Here is a 21511-nt window from a genome sequence, read left to right as displayed (position 1 = left end):
TCTTCTGCTTTAAATAATAGGACTCCTTTTAAAAAATGAATGAATTACAACAACAAGCATCAGACCCCGAATATTCTGTTTGGGTCTCTGCCTCAGCGGGTACAGGTAAAACCAAAATCCTAACAGATAGAGTACTCAGGTTACTAATTAATGGGACTCCATTTAACAAAATCTTATGCTTAACTTTCACTAATGCAGCTGCCCTTGAAATGCAGAGTAGAATTAGAAATAAACTTGCTAAGTTTGCTGTAGAGGGAAATACTAAGTTGACTAAAGAGTTAGGTTTATTACTTGCCAGGGAGCCTTTAGAAAGTGAGCTGCAACATACCAAAACTTTATATTACAGACTACTAAACTCTGAAGATGGGATTAACATTTATACTATTCATGCTTTCTGTCAAAGGATGCTTAAATTATTTCCTTTTGAAGCGAGTATTAATCCAGAATTTCAGATTCTCGACGAGATCACAGCACAAGGGGTTGTTAACAAAATAAGAAACCAAATCTATTTAGATCCAACTTATAACGAGTTGATTAGTTTTTTTTTAACAAACTTCCATGAAGTAACCATAAATGATATTTTCTCTGAAATAATTCAGCAAAAGATTAAGTTTAAGAAATTATTTGCTAAGCAAATGGAGTATAAGGAACATCAAACTATTAGTTCTTACATTCCTGAACAATTATCAAATCTTTATGATAAGGCTCGACAATTACTTGCAAAATATTCAATAGCTATTAACCTAGATCAGGAAATTCAACAATTTTTTCTTACGAAAGAATATACTAAACGTAAGAATATGTTGCCTAAATCTATAGCAACAAAATATCCAAAGTTATTGAATGAGCTTGAATATATTCAAGAGAAAATTTTTCAGTTAGAGCAGCAAGCTAAAATGCAAGATATGGAGAATTATTCAAATTTATTGCGTAATTTAGCAAAGCTTTTTCTTGATAAATATGATTCCTACAAAACTGCCCACAGTCTGCTCGATTATGATGATTTAATTTATTTGACACAATTATTATTGACAGATGATACTACAAAAAGTTGGGTGTCATATAAACTTGATGGCGGGGTTGAGCATTTACTTGTTGATGAAGCACAAGATACTAGCCCGGAACAATGGACCATTATCACTGCAATTATAGCAGAATTTTGTTCTGCCACTAAGCATAAAAAAAGCACTATTTTTGTCGTAGGCGATGAAAAACAGTCAATTTTTAGCTTCCAAGGAGCAAATCTTAGCTCTTTTAATTATGTTAATGAAAATTTGTATAAAAAATTCTCTGAGGCAAATAAGAATTTTAAAAATATTACTCTTGAATGGTCTTATAGATCTACCGAAAGAATTATCGATATTGTCTACCTAATTTTACAACAAATTAAAAATACTACCCCTCAATTATTTCCCTCTGAGAATCCTAAAATTTTGCCATTTCGTCAAACTGATAAAGGTAGAGTCGAACTTTGGCCAATAGTTAGAGGGAAGAAAGAGACTAAATTATTTTGGTCTTTACCAGAAGAGCATAATGAATCAAAATTTGCTCAGCAAGTACTTGCAGAACAAATTGCTAATTTTATAAAAAGTCAGATAGCAAGCCAAAGAATTCTACATGCTACTAATTCGCCAGTTAAAGAATCAGATTTTATGATTTTAGTACGCAAGAGGGATGAGCTGATTTTTGCAATTATTAACTGTCTTAAGCAACATGGTTTACAAGTAGAAGATGTCGACCGAATCACTTTAGATAAAAGTTTGTCAGTATTAGACTTAATAGCCATAGCAAAATTTGTACTACTACCTCAAGATGATTTGAATTTGATTGCTTTGTTAAAATCACCAATAATCGGCATGAGTGAACAAGAAATACAGTTGATTGCAATTTCTCGTGGAAAAAATTCTATTTGGACATATCTACAAACTATACCAGAATATACAAATATATATAATAAATTATGTTATTTTTTACAGCTATACAAAGTTAGCAATTGTGGGAATTTTTTCTCATTGATCGTCGATTGTTTGGATATTAGGAAAATTCTAGTTGAGTCTAATGGGTTTGATAGTAATGATGTAATAAATGAATTAATATATTTAAGTGCTAATTATGCCAGTAATATAGATAGCTCACTACAAAGCTTTGTTTATTGGTTTGAAAATAACAAAATTGATATTAAACGGAACTTAGAATCGTCAAGTAAGATAAAGGTCATGACCGTCCATGCTTCTAAAGGGCTACAAGCACCGATTGTTATTCTTTGTGACACTAGCTCAGTGCCAACTAATAGCAATAAATTTATTTGGGATCAAGATGGTAATATGTTCTCTGCCACTCAATCATCTAATAGCCCAGAATTTCTTAAAGCTCTTAAGGAACAGGAACAACAAAGAGACTTACAAGAATATATCAGGCTACTTTATGTGGCAATGACCAGAGCAGAAGATCATTTAGTGATATGTGGTTATCAGGCAAGTGGTAATAAGCTACCACAAAATTGTTGGTATGAGTTAGTTTCTAGAACAATGAATATGCATGGTAAGCTATATGAGAATGGTATTATAGTTTATGAAACGGTTATTGATGAGGGGTGTCATCATTACGAAAGCAGGGATAACATTGAAGAAAGTGGGAATAATACCAACGACGGATGTTACCCTTGCGAAAGCAGGGATATAGATTCCCGCCTACGCGGGAATGACATTAAATGGATACCAAACCTTTTTCTTATTAATAAAATTACCAAAGATACCAAGAAAAATTATTCAGTTAACTCTCCTCTTATAGTTAATGATCATTTGGAATATGGTAGGATATTTCATAAAATTCTAGAAGATGCCGTAAAGATTAATGATTTTTCTAGTATGCACACCCACCCATTTATTGAAAAGTTACCAGCAATTTTACAAGAGAAAATTCATAAGAATATTGATAAGTTACTAAATAATGCAGAATTTATGACACTTATTTCTCAAGAACTAAAAACTGAGATAACGATAGGAATAAATCTAAATGATGATGTTAAAATAGGAAGGATTGATCTACTTGCCATTGATACAAAGAAAATAACCATTATTGATTACAAATCCGATGCCAAACCACCTAAAAGCTGTCAATTAGTTAAGGAGTCTTATATTGATCAGTTGAATTTTTACCGACATATAGTAGCTAAGCTGTATCCTGACAATGAAATCATTTGCAAAATTTTATGGTTAGAAGATGCCAGTTTCATGACTACTAGTTATAGTGAACCTGAATAGCGTTACTCCGTCATTGCCTTACTATTAACCCACATCTTTTTAAAGTCGCATACTTATTAGCCTTTGGAAAATACATTTTGCATGGATAAATACTAATCTCATTAACTATAATTGAGGATAATCATAATTTATTTTAGAGCTGGAGTTCTATAGCACATAACATATAGTTATGCTCATAGGATTAGGTGATAAAGAACATAACAATTGTAAGTTGTCATTCCCGCGAAGGCGGGAATCTAGATACCTGCTTTCGCAAGGTTAACACAAAGTTTGTATCACCTAATTCAATAGGTTTCACTATATAGCACATAACATATATGCTCATACATTATTTTTAACATTCTATAACTTGCCTCAAATACAGAATCTCTTTTATTTAATACGAACATATATGTTATGTGCTATAATAAATAGTATTTACAAATTGTAAGATTTCTAATATAAATATTGTAGTCAGACTTTTGAACAGCCTTGTTTATTACTGCAGGATATTATAAATAATTACTTAGCCCTATATGAGCCCTATATGAAAACAAAATTCTTAATATCTATTGTCTTTTTTGCTCTAATTTCAATAATATTTTTTGCATTATTTGGAAAAAATAAGATTCCAATTCCTAAAAAAATAATGTTTATAGTACATACAGAAACTAATGGTGGGAAAGGAGTGTATGCCCTGTATAAAGCAATGAAAGAAACAGGACATGATGTAAAAATTGTTGCTATTCCATTATATAATGGACACTATAATGTAAACATAGATATGACGTTCACAGCAAAATTTGATAGTAATGATGTACTCTATCCTTGCGGACAGGTAGAACCTTATACAAAATGCGAGACTATTGAATCATATAAACCAGATTATATTTTTACTCAGAATCCCTATCATTCTTATAATGGTTCAATTTTAGATCCTCACTTTATCCCTTCAACTCTTAAAAAAATTGCAAAAAAAATAGTATATATTCCTTATGGTCCTCACATTTTCCATCAAGATCAAATAAATGATAAAGGTTTACCAAATAGTATGGATTTAGTATTTGTTGATTCAGAAAGTACAAAAGATATTTATATTAAAAGATATGGTTTTCCAAAAGATCGTGTTATTGTTTCAGGGTATCAAACTTATAAAGAAGTTAGAGAGGGTATTAGCTCTAATCTCAAAAAAAAGGTTCCAGAAACCATTTTATGGTTACCAAGGTGGATGTTATCCTTTCAATTTAGAGATCTATTTGAAGGTGGTTCAACTTTCTTGAATTATCATTATTTTTTTTATAATTATGCACTACAAAATCCAAATATAAATTTTATTATAAGACCCCATCAACATTTATTCTTTTCTGCTAATAGCATAGGATTTTTAACCCAAGAAGAAATTAATCAAATTTTTACAAAGTTCAGAAGCGTACAAAATATTACTATTTCTGATAGTACCAACACTTCTTTAGTGAATGATATACTTTCTGCAGATATTGTAATAAGTGATGGAACTTCTGCTCTTGCAGAAGTAGTTGTAGCAGATAAGCCTATAATTTACTTAAGTAATGGTTGGAATAATGAGTTTAATAGTAATCAATTATCACGTGAATTAAAAAAATATGTTTATTTAGCATATAATCCATATGATATAATAAGACATATAGATTATATTAGGCAAAATAATTATTCGGCTTTCTATGAAAGCGAAGAAAAGAGTAGTTATTTTAAGAAAATAAAATGTAAATTATTTACATCAACCTGTAACAGAAAAGGATTTAAGAAAATATTAGACCCAATAAAAAACCCATCCAAGTTTATTGCTGAATATTTATTATACGAATAAAGAAGTAATGATCTATTATTGCTGAAGATTAATTGACTATACAGAAAGCTGCCGTCTATTAGCGAAAAGCCACTTTAGCGTTGATGAATTAGTCCCCCCGTCAAAAGTCTAAAGATACAACATCTGCTATGTTTAAAAGGATGTCATTCCTGCGTAGGCAGGAATCTATAATATCTCAGGGCTTTTTGTCCACTATTTTAGATCCCTGCTTTCGCAGGGATGACAAAAAACAGGATTGCTTCGTCACCACTAAAGTGGCTCCTCGCAATGACGGAGAATCTATCTAGAACCTTAACGGATTAACTATATAAGGGACAAACATGCAAATCTTATATTTTTAAAGGCTACACCATTATATGTATATTTATTATTTGGTTACTTAATTTTTATAGGAGTTAAAGCAACTAAGCAAAGAATTATCTCACCACCAAGATTATTTATTGTTCCTGTTGTTTTCTTGTTATTTTCTATAAAGGGATATTCTAATGTGAAAGACTTAATGTTATTTTTTATAGTACTGATTGTCTCAATTATTGTTAATTGGCAATTTTTTGGCAAACCTCCTATACAATTAATAATAATAAAATAATTATTCCAGGCTCATGGCAACCATTTGTATTGATAATCATCATCTTTTCAATCAAATATTTTTTTGGGTATATGCACGCTGTAAATCCAGAGCTAGCTACAAAATATAAAATAATAGAATTAATAATCTCAAGCTGGGCATTGGGAATCATGTTTTTTAAAGCAATACATTATTATAGGCTAACCCGTTAAGGTGCTAGGCTCTGTGAATGTTTCTAATTGATCTATATTTTGAGCTATTTTTTAGTGAGAATAAATAGGATTTTTGAAGGAATAGTGTACCTATTTCAAGAAAATCATGTTTATTCGTAGCAAAAAATAGCCAAAATTAGGTCACTTTAGAAATCTTTACAGAGCTTAAATAGCTTTTCCGTCATTGCGAGGAGTGCATAACATACCCTACATTTTTCATTCTATAGTGAAACCTATTGAATTAGGTGATACAAACTTTGTGTTAACCTTGCGAAAGCAGGTATCTAGATTCCCGCCTTCGCGGGAATGACAACTTACAATCGTTATGTTCTTTATCACCTAATCCTATGAGCATAACTATATCGTAAAAATAGCAAAAAATTATAAGGATATTATGCTACACAAGCGTCATTGCGAGGAGTGTGTAAGCACGACGAAGCAATCCACTTCTGGTCTTTTGGATTGATTCGTCGCCTAAAGTGGCTCCTCGTAATGACAGTTAGAGATCGGTTTTTTTTCTTAAATTGATACATTATGTCGAATTACACTTTCACTACAAAATAAAAAATGTAGGGTATGTGTATTACCTCTCATACCTACAACCTTTTTGACGGAGCGACTATTTATTAATCAGCTAAATAGACGAATATAGATCTTTGAGCAAGCATTACCTATTATTTTATCCCCTCATTTCATGTACTTTGTGAACTAAAGATAATCCGGCAAATATACATATATAAGCTGCTAATGAATATATACATTTAAATAATACTTCTTGATAAAAGATCGATAAAACTCTAGTTGTAGAAAATATATTTATGAAAAATCCTGACATTACAACACCATCTACAATGGCACATACTATTAAACTGATAAAATTCCTGCTATTAAAAGAATATGCTGGCTTAAGCTGTAAAAATACACTTGTACTACAATATATTGACAGCAATACAGATACAAAAGATGCAAACACAACTCCCTTAATAACACGACCATTGATATAACAATCTAAATTCCATAACAAAGCAAATCCTACTATTGTACTCAACACTACAGCAATCATAGCTTTTTTCTTGCCATATAGCTCAGATATAATATTGGTAGTTAAAGCTAAAAACACAAATACTAAGGAACACTGAGATATTTTATTAAAGAAATTTAATAAATAAGTAAATATACAAAGCAACGTCACTAGTGGCATGTAAAATTTATTGTTAATATGATGCATAACCTCCTCCTCTTTTTTTAGTCTAATTTTTTGATATAATCTTATATAATAACATAGTTGAATAATTTAAAGAATTGAAATTGAATGACAAGCGTGCCAGGGCAGTTATAGAGTAGACGTAAGCGTCACCACTTATGCCCCTCGTTAGAACCTCATCGTGCGGTTTTCCCGCAATGGGCTCAAGATAAATTCATTCACCTAATTGCTTTGGCTATCCAACACAGTTTAGTTACCGTTAATTATTGAAAGTCTGTGCTTTCATAACGTTTCCCTGTGTTAGTCGAACTTACCCACCAGCCTTCCCTCCATTAGCATTACCTAACTTCCTCAGTACTATGCTGATTCTGACTTCCTATATTTCTTTTCAGCTCCCTTGCTTTTATACTTGTCGGCTAATACTCCTAACTTAAGAGAAAATATAGGATATCCCACGTTTATAAATAGACTTTTATTACATACCATGCTCTTAGACCCCGGAGATCTAACACATACCTGCCTATTTATGGTATGTGTTATGTTGCATTCCTGCCTTTTAACACAGTCTGCGATCCCAAAAGAATTGCTTAACGAGGCTCAATCACTTTAACCTTTCGGCTTACGGTCTATAACATCTCTGTCTACGCTTAACCAATTATATTACTATAATCAGCTCAAGACTCGATACTTAGTGTGTTAGGTCGACACTTCTAAGGCTGCTCTCTCAACAGCTAGACTATTTACACTTCGTGGCACACTAAAAGTCGCAACTAATAATAGAAATACTAAATTACAGAAACAAGTGGTTGTCATCGCGAGCCACGAAGTGGCGTGGCGATCCAAATAAACAGTTTGCTGTTTTATTTTTACCGCTGCAATTTTTGGATTGCCGCGTAGCCGCTTTGCGGCTCCTCGCAATGACGAATACTTACCTAAATAAAACTGGTTTTTACTATTAGTTGCGACTTTTAAACTGCCCTGCAAGCGTGCTAGGAGTTATATAGTGAAACCTATTGAATTAGGTGATACAAACTTTGTGTCATACCTGCGAAAGCAGGTATCTAGATTCCCGCCTTCGCGGGAATGACAACTTACAATCGTTATGTTCTTTATCACCTAATCCTATGAGCATAACTATAAATCATACCCTACATTTTTTATTTTGTAGTGAAAGTGTAATTCGACATAATGTACCAATTTAAGGAGAAAAACCGATCTCTAACTGTCATTGCGAGGAGCTACTTTAGGCGACGAAGCAATCCAAAAGACCAGAAGTGGATTGCTTCGTCGTGCTTACACACTCCTCGCAATGACGCTTGTGTAGCATAATATCCTTATAATTTTTTGCTATTTTTACGATAGAATAAAAAATGTAGGGTACTATGGTTCTAAATAAACGTATGTGGCTATGCTAATCCATGATATTTTCAAAAAGACAATTGTTAAAAATAAATAGAATATACGGATTATTATTAGTAGATGATTTAGCTTTTAAAAGTTCCTCTTACAAGAAATATAACTATACTCAAATGATTTTAAGAATTGGAATATACTCTTCTGCTTTGAAAAATTATTTTTTGAATATATCAGGGACTCGCATACTCACGTACCTCATATACTCGCTCCTCATTTTCAAATCCAATTCTCCAAATCATTTGCGTATACAAAGGTTTAATCAAGATGCATAGCCTTCATAAAAAAACTTGTATTGCAAGCTTGGCAGTGACTTACTCTCCCATGCCTCAGGGCATAGTACCATCAGCGCTACGAGGTTTCACGTTCGAGTTCGGTATGGGATCGGGTGTTTCACTCGTGCTATAACCACCAAGCTAGCAATACAAATTTTTTATATCATAAGTCAATCTAGTTGGTAATTTTGGCGTCGAAACTCGCCTCCACTTCTCACGTACGTTTATGTACGCTGTGATGCTCGACTTCGTTTCTTCTAAAAATTCCGAGGGCTATCTTTGACTTATGCTAGCAGAAAAAATTTGAGTTGTTGATAAAACTGAAAACTTGGTATGATTATTACAGAATTAATGCTGTACACAAAGTACAACCTCAGCAAAGTAAATCAATCGAGCTATTAGTACCAGTTAGCTACACACGTTACCGTGCTTCCACACCTGGCCTATCAACGTGGTGGTCTTCCACGGCTCTGATAGGGAAGTCTAGTTTTGAGGTAGGTTTCCTGCTTAGATGCATTCAGCGGTTATCCTTTCCGTACTTAGCTACCCAGCTATGCCGCTGGCGCGACAACTGATCCACCAGAGGTACGTCCACCTCGGTCCTCTCGTACTAAAGGCAGATCCTCTCAAACTTCCTACACCCACGGCAGATAGGGACCAAACTGTCTCACGACGTTCTAAACCCAGCTCACGTACCACTTTAATCGGCGAACAGCCGAACCCTTGGGACCTTCTCCAGCCCCAGGATGTGATGAGCCGACATCGAGGTGCCAAACGATTTCGTCGCTATGGACGCTTGGAAATCATCAGCCTGTTATCCCCGGAGTACCTTTTATTCGTTGAGCGATGGCCCTTCCACTCGGGACCACCGGATCACTATGACCGACTTTCGTCTCTGCTCGTCTTGTCAGACTCGCAGTCAGGCTAGCTTATGCCATTGCACTCTAACAGTTGATTTCCGACCAACCTGAGCTAACCATCGCGCGCCTCCGTTACTCTTTGGGAGGCGACCGCCCCAGTCAAACTACCCACCATGCATTGTCTCGGATCCTGATTCAAGGATCGCGGTTAGATATCAAGAATCAAAAGGGTGGTATCTCAAGGGTGACTCCACAGTGGCTTGTGCCACCGCTTCATAGTCTCCCACCTATCCTGCACATCTAATTCCTAATACCAGTGCAAAGCTATAGTAAAGGTTCACGGGGTCTTTCCGTCTAACCGCGGGAACTCCGCATCTTCACGGAGAATTCAATTTCGCTGAGTCGATACTGGAGACAGCGGGGAAATCGTTACGCCATTCGTGCGGGTCGGAACTTACCCGACAAGGAATTTCGCTACCTTAGGACCGTCATAGTTACGGCCGCCGTTCACTGGGACTTCAATTCAGAGCTTGCACCCCTCCTCTTAATCTTCCAGCACTGGGCAGGCGTCAGACCCTATACTTCGTCTATTGACTTTGCAGAGCCCTGTGTTTTTAATAAACAGTCGCTACCCCCTGGCTTGTGTCACCTATAAATGGTTGCCCATCTATAGGTCATCCTTCTCCCGAAGTTACAGATGCAATTTGCCTAGTTCCTTCAGCATCGTTCTCTCAAGCGCCTAGGTATACTCTACCTGTCCACCTGTGTCGGTTTGGGGTACGGTCTTTAACGAGGGTGTTATTTCCTGGAAGATATCCACTGCACACGCAATCCAATAAGCGTATACAATTTACTATCTCCGTCACATCCCTCAGGTTCAGGAATATTAACCTGATTCCCATCGATTACGCCTTTCAGCCTCACCTTAGGAGCCGACTAAGCCTGCGCAGATTAACTTTACGCAGGAACCCTTGGACTTTCGGCGAGAATGTTTCTCACATTCTTTATCGCTACTTATGTCAGCATTCTCACTTCCGATACCTCCAGCAAACTTCACAGTTCACCTTCACAGGCTTACGGAACGCTCCGCTACCATCTGCACTATATAAAGTGCAAATCCGCATCTTCGGTACATGACTTAAGCCCCGTTACATTGTTGGCGCAGGAAAACTTATTTAGACTAGTGAGCTATTACGCTTTCTTTAAATGATGGCTGCTTCTAATCCAACATCCTAGTTGTTTTGGTTTTCCCACATCCTTTAACACTTAGTCATGATTTAGGGACCTTAGATGGCGGTCTGGGCTTTTTCCCTCTCGACTATGGACCTTAGCACCCACAGTCTGTCTGCTATGCTGTACTCGTCGACATTCGGAGTTTGGTTGAGTTTGGTAAGTCTGTAGGACCCCCTAGCTCATCCAGTGCTCTACCTTCGACGGTAATCGCTATAACGCTCTACCTAAATAGATTTCGCGGAGAACCAGCTATATCCGAGTTTGATTAGCCTTTCACCCCTAACCACAGCTCATCCCCTACTTTTTCAACAGTAGTGGGTTCGGTCCTTCAGCGGATATTACTCCACCTTCAACCTGGCCATGGCTAGATCACTCGGTTTCGGGTCTAATTCATCTAACTAAAGTCGCCCTATTCAGACTCGCTTTCGCTACGCCTACACCTAACGGCTTAAGCTTGCTAGATAAACTAAGTCGCTGACCCATTATACAAAAGGTACGCCGTCACAGAACATATAAACGAGCTTTAAAACTCATTGTCTGCTCCGACTGCTTGTAAGCATTCGGTTTCAGGTCTATTTCACTCCCCTTGTCGGGGTTCTTTTCACCTTTCCCTCACGGTACTTGTTCACTATCGGTCACTAGAGAGTACTTAGGCTTAGAGGGTGGTCCCCCTATGTTCAAACAGGATTTCACGTGTCCCGCCTTACTCAAGGACTCCAAAACTTTTTACCTATAAGGGGCTATCACCCTCTATGGCCAACCTTTCCATGTTGTTCTAGTTTTTATTCTGAAGCCACTGGCCTGGTCCGCGTTCGCTCGTCACTACTAACGGAGTCTCGGTTGATGTCCTTTCCTCCAGCTACTAAGATATTTCAATTCGCTGGGTTTGCTTCGCATAGCTATGTATTCACTATACGATACCTGCTAAGCAGGTGGGTTTCCCCATTCGGAAATCTTCGGATCAAAGCTTATTCGCAGCTCCCCGAAGCTTATCGCAGCGTATTACGTCCTTCATCGCCTTCTAGTGCCAAGGCATCCACCAAATGCTCTTATTTTATTTACTTTAATTTTTTCAAACTTGAGATTGTACGATGTGTACAGAACTAATTCTGCACTATACAGTATCCACTCGCGATCATAGAATTTTTATTATCGCAGTGTGTATTTAGTTTTCAGTTTTATCAACTTGTTAAACAGCTACAGGATTTGTTACCCTGTGTGAAGTTTATACCGATTATTTAGAGCAATGTCAATACCATTTTATAAATATTATTCTAAGGTAATTTAAAATCTGTAGAAAAAACAATCTAAAAAACCCAAAACGTCGTTGTAAGGAGCTACATTAGTAGCAACAAAAATTATAAGGCCATTCCCGCACCATTTTGTCATTCCCGTGTAAGGGCGGGAATCCAGCACAACTGTCGAAAGTTAGAAGAGGAAGCGGTTTTAGATAGTATACTTTAAAAGTCGTATGTGGTCAACGTCATTGCGAGGAACACAGGGTGAAATTTGCACCCTCGCAATGGCACTATTTCCGCTATTGTTTTGCACCCTTGAAACCCTAGTACTCATAAGCCTTTCTCCTCTAATTTTAATTAATATTTTGCACATTATTTTAACTTAATATATTGGTCAATTTCTTGTAAAAATTGAGGAATATACCCAAAAATCTACTATAAAACTACTATAAAAATATTATTTTTAAAACCATACTTTTAGTTGAATTATTGTTATAATAGTCAATAAAAATATATTAATTTAAATACCTAATTAACTTTATATATTGTTACATAATTCTATTAATTATATTAATTAATTATGTAACAAATTTAGTTTAGCTAGATATATGACACCAGTTCATTTCATCTTCCAAAAATACAACAACCAGAGCTACCAAATGCTAACCCTCTTGAAAAGCTGCAATAACAATTTTAGTGGCTGTTATTAGATCAACACTATTCTAAAGAACTTTAAAAAAAATCTTAGTTTTATTAAAAAATCCCCTTTACTCTGCGGAAAAATAATAGTATTTGTGAAAGACGATACTACGTGGTGTAGTGTCAAGCACCGAGGTTAGAAGACAATCGAACAAATTTCACTCTAACCTCAGTGTCTATTTTCCGAAAAACAAAAAACAGGATTTAACTCTATGCCCTCCTATATTAAAAATCAATAAAAAACCACTTAATCTAAATAAAAAATATCAATAACATCATCAGTGACAACACTGTTGAAACTAATAACATAATTGAGGTAGGTATATGACAACTTTTAATTCGCATTTTACTCAAGACACTGTAAGTAAAATTATTCTTCCTAAAACTAAACAAGATTTTTATAATGATACCAAAGAAAAGGGCTTGTTTCTTATTGCAAGCAAAAGAAGTAAGACTTTTTACTTACGTAAAACAGTGGAGAAGAAAGGTCGTAGTCGTACAATTAACTTAGGTAGATTCCCTTATATTTCGGTACTAGAAGCAAGGAATAAAGCTGCTGAACTAAAAAACCAGATAGCAAAAGGCATTAACCCTCTTGAAAAATTAGCTATTACAAATAATCCAATAGATGATAAACTAACCAAGTTAACCGTTAAAGAGTTCTTTGATAAATATATTGAAGAACACTGTAAACGTAAGAATAAGGGCTGGAAGTCTGATATTGCTAAAATGACTCTATATGGTAAAGATTATTATGAAATAAAAATATCTACTGTGACAATGGATGATATTCAGAAAACGTTTAATAATATTAGTAATAATAGAGGTATATATAGTGCTAACAACTTTCTTAAGTTATTTAGTGCGATGTTCAATAGAGGTATTAGATGGCAAATGTTAGATAAGAATCCAGCAAAGGATATTGAGAAAAATCTAGAAAACGTCAGAGAAAGATATATTGCAACCCAAGAGGAACTGTCAAGGTTCATTAATGTAGTTATTGAGAAATGTACTAGGATAATTGCGGATGTGATATTAATGCTATTATTCACTGGAGCAAGGAAAAGTAATGTTTTTTCTATGAAATGGCAGGATATTAATTTTGAAAATATGACATGGTCTATACCAGCTAAGTCTGCTAAAAATAATAAAACACAAAGAGTTCATTTAGTGAACTCCGCCCTAAGGATATTGACAGGAAGAGAAAAAGAGAATAATAATAAATCAATATGGGTATTTCCTAGCGATCAGAGTAAAAGTGGTCACATAGCCTCCCCTGATTATATTTGGCAGAAAATTTGTAAATTGGCTGGTATTGAAGATTTAAGGATACATGATTTAAGAAGAACACACGGCAGTTGGATGCGTAAAGTTGGAGCAGATAGAGAGATAATAGCTGAGGCTTTAGGTCATAAGGATCAAAGGTCAACTGGAGTATATGATATTATAGGGAAGGAGCAAGTTAGAGAGTTCCAGGACAAATCTGCGGTTCCATTAGACAAGATTCTAGAAGACCTAGGATTTTTTCCAGAAAATGAAGTAACTATGCCAAAGGAAACAAAAATTGCTGATAATATTGAAGCTAATAATACTATTGAAGCACTGCAAAGTCAGATTAAAGCACAGCAAAAAATGATTGAAGAATTGACGCAACAGATAACTAAATAATATATAAACACAAGAGTAATACTGAGTATATGTTGAGTAATCAGCATATACTTCAGCTTATTTGTCGGCATAATTAGTAATGATAAGCTCTTTGGCGATTTCTTTCTGTACGTTTACTTTTTGTCCAGTTATGGTGTATTTAATGTCAATAGTATTTATGGTAAAATCTTGGTATATTTCTCTAATAAAATCGGTATCACTATTGGAAATCATTAGTTTTACTCCTTTGCTAGTAAGCTCCTTGGCAAAATCTCTTAGCCTGATTTGTTCATGCTCATTAAAGGGCAATCGAGTATAAAACTTCTCTCCAGCCTTATGATAAGGTGGGTCAAAATAAACAAAATCATTTTCCTTAGGTTCGATAAACGAGAAATCAGTGACGTAAATTAAGGTGTCACTTAGAAAGCTGCTACATTGTTTTAGTCTTTTCTTAAAATGAGTAATACCATGGTTATGAGTAGAAAAGTGCAAGCAAAGCTTGCCCTTTTTGTTGACACAATAAATACCATTAAAAGAATATTTATTTAAATAAAGAAACCGAGCAGTAATGTTAGTAGGGTCATTGCTGTTATCATTGTTTACTACACTGTAATAATATTCTTTCGAGTGCTGTTCTTTGTGTTTGGACAGTAAATCATTTACTGCTATTGGATTCTTTTTTACCATATTATAGCTGGTAATTAATTCTAAATTAATATCAGATAGAAAACATTGTTTGAACCTATCCTTGATTTTAAAGAATAACGCCCCACCGCCAAGAAAAGGCTCATAATAATTATTTAACGAGAGAGAAGTAGGAAAGCGGTCTATTAATTGATTGACGATTTTCCTTTTGCCGCCAACCCAATAGATAAATGGTTTGGGCTTAGTTGTGGTATTAAGCATAATTATAATTGGTATTGATTGAATAAGACGTAATCTTAATAATTCAACTAATAGATAGTCTAATAAATAAGTCACTCATTGTACCATAATTATCACAAAAGTACCATAAGAATTGTGAGTATAATTGAATGTAGTAAGTAGGTGAGTGGTCTGGAATTTTGCCAAGTCAATTCTTAGAAAAAGGAAGAGTATATATCAGCGACTAACTAAATTATGGCTTACTTATAAGCTCTCTAGCCAGCAACTATAACAACAATTTTAGCTAATGTTATTAGATTGACACTATTCAAACAAAATTAAAAAAAAGTTGTTAATCAAGTGAAAAACCCCTTTACTCTGCGGAAAAATGCTAGTATTTATTTAAAATGACGTTACAATAATGTAAATGTCAAGCACTAAGGTTAGATAGTAATCGCAAAATTTTCTCTAACCTCAGTGTCTACTTTGAGTCAACAAAATAGGGGTTAATTCTATGCCTACCGATATTAAAAATCAACAAGAAAACAAATCTACAGGGAAAAAAAATATTAATAAAAATGTTGCCGGTGACAAAATCCCCGGAACTAACAAGAAAACAAATAATATCAATAGTGACATTATTGTTAGGCTACAACAAGTCGAGAAAAATCTACAAGTAACTAATTTCATCTACCACAACTTTATAACAAATACATTTCTTACTATAAAAACTTCCGGTATTACCATTTGGGACATTGCTACAGGACTCCTTGAATTGGAGAAAGATGACGTTAAAGAGCATTCTATAATTGATATTATCAATTGTACTAGAGTGCAAATGGAGTACAGCCAAACTATGCTAAACTTTGTTAAGTGTCATTCAAACTTAATTGCTACCACAAAAGTAGCATTAGTACCGATGATTCCTAATAAATCCAACCCTAGGAAGTTAGTAAACAACGTTATTGATAAACTAACAATACCCTCTAACTATAAAGGCATAAAGCTTGTAACTAATTTCTACAAGGACATCCCAGATATCATCATTGCTGATAGTTACCGACTTGAAGCAATATTAACTCAGTTAATTACTAATGCCATTAATTTCACTGCAAAAGAAGGCATCGTTAAGGTAGCCACCTCTTTTTTTCCAGCAAGCCACATACTCTCAGAAATTGATAAAGATTGTGGTGGTGGAGAAGCTACAAGAGGCAAAGATACTTTACAATTCATTGTTCATGATACAGGCATTGGTATGTCTGAAGAGCAGCAACAATATATCTATAAGCAATTAAATGGTCTTGATAGCTCTACTTTTACTAGCTCGACTAGCAAAGCTACTGGTGAAGAATTGGTAACGGATTTAGGTTTAGGTCTAAGTTTAGTCAAACAATTTATTGGCAATCTGAACGGTAAAGTTAATATTACTAGCCAGCAAGGTAAGGGAACAAGCTTTACTTTGCAAGTACCGGTAACATTATATTCAACTGAAGAGCTTAACGATGACAACAATATTACTAATAACTAGGATGCCACGTGGTGTGGTGTCAAGCACCGAGGTTAGAAGACAATCGAACAAATTTCACTCTAACCTCAGTGTCTATCCGAAAAACAAAAAATAGGAGTTAATTTTATGACTACCAATGTTAAAGATCAACAGAATAATTTAACAAATGAAAAAATAAATAATATCACTAATAGTGCTGCACAAATACTTAGAGAAGTTTTGCAGAGCAATAATATAACTTATATAGAACTTATCGACGTTCGTGTAGGTTTAGAAGGAATTGAAATAGTTGGCAAAGTTTTAGAACATAATAAGCTTATAACCGCAATACGTCTTTGCAGCAACGATATTGACCTTGAGGAACTAGGTCTTCTTATCAAGCTGTTAGAGAATAATCATAGTTTGATTAATATAGATATTGGATATAACGATATTGGGGTTCAAGGACTAATCATACTAGATGAATTTTTAGAGAATAATAAAACCATAAAGCAAATAAGTCTTAGAGGCAATGATATTGGCGATGAGGGAGCGGATATACTGACAGAACTTCTAACAAATAATAAAATTATAAAGCAAGTGGATATTGGTAGCAATAATATTACTGATAAAGGAGCAATTATACTAGCAAGATTTCTAAAAAATAATAGCACTGTAAAGAAAATATGTCTCAATAATAATGATATTGGTGATGTTGGGATTGTCCAGCTTGTTAAAGCTTTGGGAACTAATAGAACCATCAGCCAAATAGACCTTAGCTATAACAATATTACTGACAATGGGGCAATAAAACTGGTGGAAATTCTAGAGTCTAATAATAAAGTTACAAGCAAAATAGTATAGCACTTAACATATAGGTTCATACATTATTTTAAACGTTCTACAACTTGCCTCAAATACAGAAATACCTTTATCTAATAATTTTCTAATGTTATTTTTTATCGGAAACCAATGATGTTCAATAGGATTTAAATCAGGGGAATAAGGTGGTAAAAATTTTAGTTTGCAGCCAGCTTTTTCAATTAATTCTTTAGCCCTTTTGGATTTATGAAAGCTTGCATTATCAGCAATGACAACCTGTCCAGGCTTTAGCTCCGGCACAAGGCAATTTTCTATATAAGCTTCAAATACCTTACTATCACAGCTCCCAGTAAAGACTAGTGATGCGATTAAACTATTCTGATTTAACGCACCAATAAAACTTGTTCTTTCACTACGTTTTCCCGATTTACTCCCATTACAACGACTTCCTTTCATTGACCATCCATATTCATATGATTCATTATCATTTATGCCCGCTTCATCAAGATAAACACGTTTCTCTTTCGGCACTTTTTCTAATTCACTGAGAAAATCTTGTCGCTTTCCTTCATCTCTTTCTTTATACGCATATGTCTTTTTTTTCGAGTAATGTTGAGTTTCTTTAAAGCTCGGCTGATAGTCATTATACTTGCAACATTATCTAATTCTTTTGCTATTTCTGTAAGCGTTAACGAGTTACCTTTTTCTACTAAATGACGCAACTCCGATAAATCAGGGATTTTATGACCATATCCTTTCTGGTATCCCTCCTTTGACTTTATATCTCCAGTTTGTTTCTTTAATCTAATCCAATCATAGATTATTGACCGACTAATTTTAAAGGTTTCGCATGTAAGTGCTACTTTCTTATATTTCTCATAATGTTCTATAACTCTAGAACGTAAATCGTAACTGTAGGGGGATGCCATATTGCTATTATAAAATTTTTTTATTATTTATCATTATAACTTATTTGAATCCATATGTTAAGTGCTATAATAGAGTTCACAGATTTTGACAATGAAAATATTAGTTATCAAGTAGAAGAGCTGTTAACTGAAACTCTAGAAAGTCACAACAAAAAACTGGAGATGTAAATGCAACTCTGTAGCCTAGGTGCATGACAACTAATTTTTAGCTGGTTGATCGACCAGCTAAATTAAAATATTATAATTATTGCCAAGATATCCAAAATTATTGGCAGTATTTTTGTTTAACCCAATGTACAAATTAAAATAATGGAGAGATATTTTATGGAAGATATTGAAAATTGGCAGGCAAAGTTTGAGTGTTGTGAATATTCTGCTAAGTTACTTAATAAATTGATTCTACTAAATAAGAAAGCTGTTCATCCAGTAGATATCAACGAAATTACCAAGGCTATCTATTACGCTAAGAAATATCATGGTAGTCAAATGCGGCAGTCGGGTGAACCTTATTACTCCCATCCGATAGAAGTAGCTTACATGGTTTCTCAATACACAGCCCAAGAAGTTCAGCAATTGTTTAAAACTGACATGATTGTTACCAGTTTACTGCATGACACGATCGAAGATACAACCCTTACTGAAGAGATGATTGCTCGAATTTTTGGGAGTAACGTTGCTAGCCAAGTGGAAAGTCTAACAAGGGTCAAACCTTATGGCAAGATTAGCTCCAAAGAGACTTTGGATTTATTATCTCAACAAAAGAGATTTGACGTGGTATTGATTAAATTATTTGACCGCATTCATAATCTACAAACACTAGGAGCTAAATCACCGGAAAAAGCACTGAAGATAGTTAAGGAAACTATAGGCTATTTTATAACCCTTTGTGTTCGCTTGGAAATACCAATAGCCGAACAACAATTAATAAGTCTATGTTACAAAAATTTATCTATTGACTATAAGCCTATACTATACATTTTCTAATTTTTGAGTAGGTGATTTCATCCGGTTTTGCCAAATTTTCAAAATGAGATAACCCGTAGGCAAAACCGATAATTGTCGGAATCATAATAATCCATATTCCCCAATTGCCAAAATGCTCAACAAGGTAGACAAAACCAGAAAAACTAATAATATACATCACAGCATGAGATACAGCAAATATTACGCTAGCATAGGTGAAACGTTTAAATATAGGAAAGCTTTTTAAAAAAATAGGAGTAGCAGGACTTAAACATTTCTTCCATAAGATTATAATGAATTGAATCAAAAATAACTGATAAGGAGAATTAATATTATTCAATAAATACGGACAAAATATCATAAAAATAGAAAATATTATAAGTATAATTTTTATAGTTAATAATGGTGGCACTTTTAAACTTAAATAACATAATATTAATGTGGTTAACAGTTCCATTATACAGACAAGAAAATTATGCTGAATAACTTCAGTCAGTGTATAATCAAAGCTAGTTTTTAAAATATTAGCACAATATATATAAATAAAATAAAAACATACCGGTGCAACACATTGTAATAAAAAGAAAGCTATTACGGTTTTTTTATTAACTTTCTCTTGCCAAAAGCGATTATTTTCTAAAATATTTATATCTGTATTAGTTTTTGTAAAAACTGTTTTTATTCGACGTTTGGCATCAGCAAAGTCTGGTGTTTCTCTAAGTTTTTGTCTTGCAACAGAACCAACAAAGGCAACTATTGCACCTAGCCAGAATGCCCCCCGCCAACTAACGCCATAAGAAGTAACAAGTAATGCAACCCCTAAAGCAGCTAACGTTCCAAGGGTAGCACAAGCCCCTATAAATCCAACACTTGCATATTGTATTGGTGGGTGAAGCATTTCAGTTAAATAAAGTTCTGCCCCTACTATCTCGCCCATAGAAGATATACCTTGTACAGCCCGGCAGATGGTCACTATCCAGGCTACTGCACCTCCTATTTGGTCATAAGTAGGCAGATTAGCCATAACAACACATGATGCAGCCATAGTAACAGTTGTAAAAATAACTGTTGACTTACGCCCGATATTATCACCCAACCAACCAAATATTAATGCTCCAACAGGTCGAAAAATAAACGTAGAACAAAGGGCAATCGTCCTCATAAAAGAACTTGAGTGAGAATCATTAAGTTTAAAAAATAACTCATTAAGAAATACTGCCATCTGAACATAAAGCATCAAATCAAAATATTCAAGGAAGGTTCCTATTGATAGTAACCCCACAGCTTCTTTTTGTTGTTTTTTAAAACTTGCTTGTTGTTGTGGATATCCTATCATTTTTTTATCATTAATAGACTAGCTATTAATGATAGCAAGAAAAAATAATATTAAAAGTGAAACTAAAAATCTTTATTTGTAATATTATCACTACAACTAACGTTCAATAAAGCTTAAACAGTCTGGGAGAAATTTCTTTGACATATTCGCTATATATTTCAGGGTAATCAACTTTGAACTTTGGTAGGTCAAATGTTCTGCGGGTACAGTTTTTCCACGAGACAAGAACATTATCGCCCATTTTTAGGTAAATATGGAATTGCATATAGTTCATCACTTCTAGCTTTAGGCTATCTTCCTTGCAGATTAGCTTTTGATGTATCTCCTCCAACTCATGCAGTTCTTTTACTTTTTCAGCTATTGACTCATTTGCCTCAATGATATTCTGTCTGGCAACGCTATCATCATTGCTAGAAATAGCGTAGTGTTTCCTTGCCTGTTCAACAGTTTGTGGCATCACCTCAGGGGTAGCAGAAATTTGTTTTACAGTATCATTTACCACAACTTCTTGAGGTCTATTTTTCTTTTTGCATAAATTAACAATATTTTGGCTAACAATGTTTTGATACTGCTCTTGATTCTTTTCTATTTTTATCCTTGCGGCTTTCATTTTTTTATCCTTGTTATACGTGATGTTGTTTGTTTATATAACTAATCTAATTAGCATTTAGCTA

At 34.3% G+C, this 21511-nt stretch carries 14 protein-coding genes, 2 rRNA genes and 1 pseudogene; 8 read left to right on the top strand and 9 right to left on the bottom strand.

What is annotated here, in order from left to right; translation table 11 throughout:
- Nucleotides 1-35: 35 nt before the first annotated feature.
- The 4 genes and pseudogenes from ACQH2P_RS05990 to ACQH2P_RS05975 form a co-directional block, all read left to right on the top strand.
- Nucleotides 36-2528: pseudogene (locus ACQH2P_RS05990) on the top strand (UvrD-helicase domain-containing protein); the annotation flags it as partial.
- Nucleotides 2529-3263: a PD-(D/E)XK nuclease family protein gene (locus ACQH2P_RS05985; RefSeq protein ID WP_425364117.1), complete on the top strand. Its 735-nt coding sequence runs from the start codon at nucleotides 2529-2531 to the stop codon at nucleotides 3261-3263.
- Nucleotides 3264-3891: 628 nt separating this feature from the next.
- Nucleotides 3892-5088: a hypothetical protein gene (locus ACQH2P_RS05980; RefSeq protein WP_425363436.1), complete on the top strand. Its 1197-nt coding sequence runs from the start codon at nucleotides 3892-3894 to the stop codon at nucleotides 5086-5088.
- Nucleotides 5089-5228: 140 nt separating this feature from the next.
- The gene (locus ACQH2P_RS05975) at nucleotides 5229-5375 is read left to right on the top strand and encodes a hypothetical protein (protein WP_425363435.1); all 147 of its coding nucleotides are present in this window, start codon (nucleotides 5229-5231) and stop codon (nucleotides 5373-5375) included.
- 88 nt (nucleotides 5376-5463) lie between these two features.
- Here the strand turns inward: ACQH2P_RS05975 and ACQH2P_RS05970 are convergent, their stop codons facing one another.
- The 5 genes from ACQH2P_RS05970 to ACQH2P_RS05950 all read right to left on the bottom strand — a co-directional run bounded on the left by ACQH2P_RS05970 (nucleotide 5464) and on the right by ACQH2P_RS05950 (nucleotide 11917).
- Nucleotides 5464-5646: a hypothetical protein gene (locus ACQH2P_RS05970; protein ID WP_425363434.1), complete on the bottom strand. Its 183-nt coding sequence runs from the start codon at nucleotides 5644-5646 to the stop codon at nucleotides 5464-5466.
- Nucleotides 5647-6084: 438 nt separating this feature from the next.
- Nucleotides 6085-6207, bottom strand: a complete 123-nt coding sequence (locus tag ACQH2P_RS05965; protein WP_425363433.1) for a hypothetical protein — start codon at nucleotides 6205-6207, stop codon at nucleotides 6085-6087.
- A 340-nt stretch (nucleotides 6208-6547) separates the two neighbouring features.
- Nucleotides 6548-6988, bottom strand: coding sequence for a VUT family protein (locus tag ACQH2P_RS05960; RefSeq protein ID WP_425363432.1), 441 nt, complete (start codon nucleotides 6986-6988; stop codon nucleotides 6548-6550).
- A 1798-nt stretch (nucleotides 6989-8786) separates the two neighbouring features.
- Nucleotides 8787-8901: ribosomal RNA gene (gene rrf, locus ACQH2P_RS05955) — 5S ribosomal RNA — on the bottom strand.
- A 236-nt stretch (nucleotides 8902-9137) separates the two neighbouring features.
- A 23S ribosomal RNA gene (locus ACQH2P_RS05950) occupies nucleotides 9138-11917 on the bottom strand.
- Nucleotides 11918-13114: 1197 nt separating this feature from the next.
- On the opposite strand from ACQH2P_RS05950, the gene ACQH2P_RS05945 reads away from it, so the two are divergent.
- Nucleotides 13115-14458 (top strand): tyrosine-type recombinase/integrase, encoded by a 1344-nt coding sequence (locus tag ACQH2P_RS05945; protein ID WP_425363431.1) that lies wholly within the window; start codon nucleotides 13115-13117, stop codon nucleotides 14456-14458.
- A 57-nt stretch (nucleotides 14459-14515) separates the two neighbouring features.
- On the opposite strand, the gene ACQH2P_RS05940 is transcribed toward ACQH2P_RS05945, so the two are convergent.
- On the bottom strand, nucleotides 14516-15346 hold the full coding sequence (locus ACQH2P_RS05940) for a DNA adenine methylase (RefSeq protein WP_425364116.1): 831 nt from the start codon (nucleotides 15344-15346) through the stop codon (nucleotides 14516-14518).
- A gap of 469 nt (nucleotides 15347-15815) precedes the next feature.
- Between ACQH2P_RS05940 and ACQH2P_RS05935 the strand changes: the two genes are divergently transcribed.
- Together ACQH2P_RS05935 and ACQH2P_RS05930 are read left to right on the top strand one after the other, a co-directional pair.
- A complete protein-coding gene (locus tag ACQH2P_RS05935; RefSeq protein ID WP_425363430.1) occupies nucleotides 15816-16829 on the top strand; it encodes a sensor histidine kinase in 1014 nt (337 codons plus the stop codon).
- A 105-nt stretch (nucleotides 16830-16934) separates the two neighbouring features.
- Nucleotides 16935-17651 (top strand): leucine-rich repeat domain-containing protein, encoded by a 717-nt coding sequence (locus tag ACQH2P_RS05930; protein ID WP_425363429.1) that lies wholly within the window; start codon nucleotides 16935-16937, stop codon nucleotides 17649-17651.
- A gap of 3 nt (nucleotides 17652-17654) precedes the next feature.
- Here the strand turns inward: ACQH2P_RS05930 and ACQH2P_RS05925 are convergent.
- A protein-coding gene (locus ACQH2P_RS05925; protein WP_425363003.1) for an IS630 family transposase occupies nucleotides 17655-18538 on the bottom strand; the annotation gives its coding sequence in 2 pieces (ribosomal slippage) (nucleotides 17655-18215 and nucleotides 18218-18538; 882 coding nt in all).
- Between the two features lie 324 nt (nucleotides 18539-18862).
- Here ACQH2P_RS05925 and ACQH2P_RS05920 point away from each other — a divergent pair.
- Entirely contained in the window at nucleotides 18863-19522 is a 660-nt protein-coding gene (locus tag ACQH2P_RS05920; protein WP_425363428.1) for an HD domain-containing protein, read from the top strand.
- On the opposite strand, the gene ACQH2P_RS05915 is transcribed toward ACQH2P_RS05920, so the two are convergent.
- Together ACQH2P_RS05915 and ACQH2P_RS05910 are read right to left on the bottom strand one after the other, a co-directional pair.
- Nucleotides 19503-20837, bottom strand: a complete 1335-nt coding sequence (locus ACQH2P_RS05915; protein ID WP_425363427.1) for an MFS transporter — start codon at nucleotides 20835-20837, stop codon at nucleotides 19503-19505. The genes ACQH2P_RS05920 and ACQH2P_RS05915 overlap by 20 nt on opposite strands.
- Before the next feature lie 103 nt (nucleotides 20838-20940).
- Nucleotides 20941-21447, bottom strand: coding sequence for a hypothetical protein (locus ACQH2P_RS05910; protein WP_425363426.1), 507 nt, complete (start codon nucleotides 21445-21447; stop codon nucleotides 20941-20943).
- Between the last annotated feature and the right edge of the window lie 64 nt (nucleotides 21448-21511).

The organism is Candidatus Tisiphia endosymbiont of Hybos culiciformis (assembly GCF_964030975.1).
In the GTDB taxonomy this organism is placed as follows: domain Bacteria; phylum Pseudomonadota; class Alphaproteobacteria; order Rickettsiales; family Rickettsiaceae; genus Tisiphia.
This window is presented reverse-complemented; position numbering and strand designations above follow the sequence as displayed.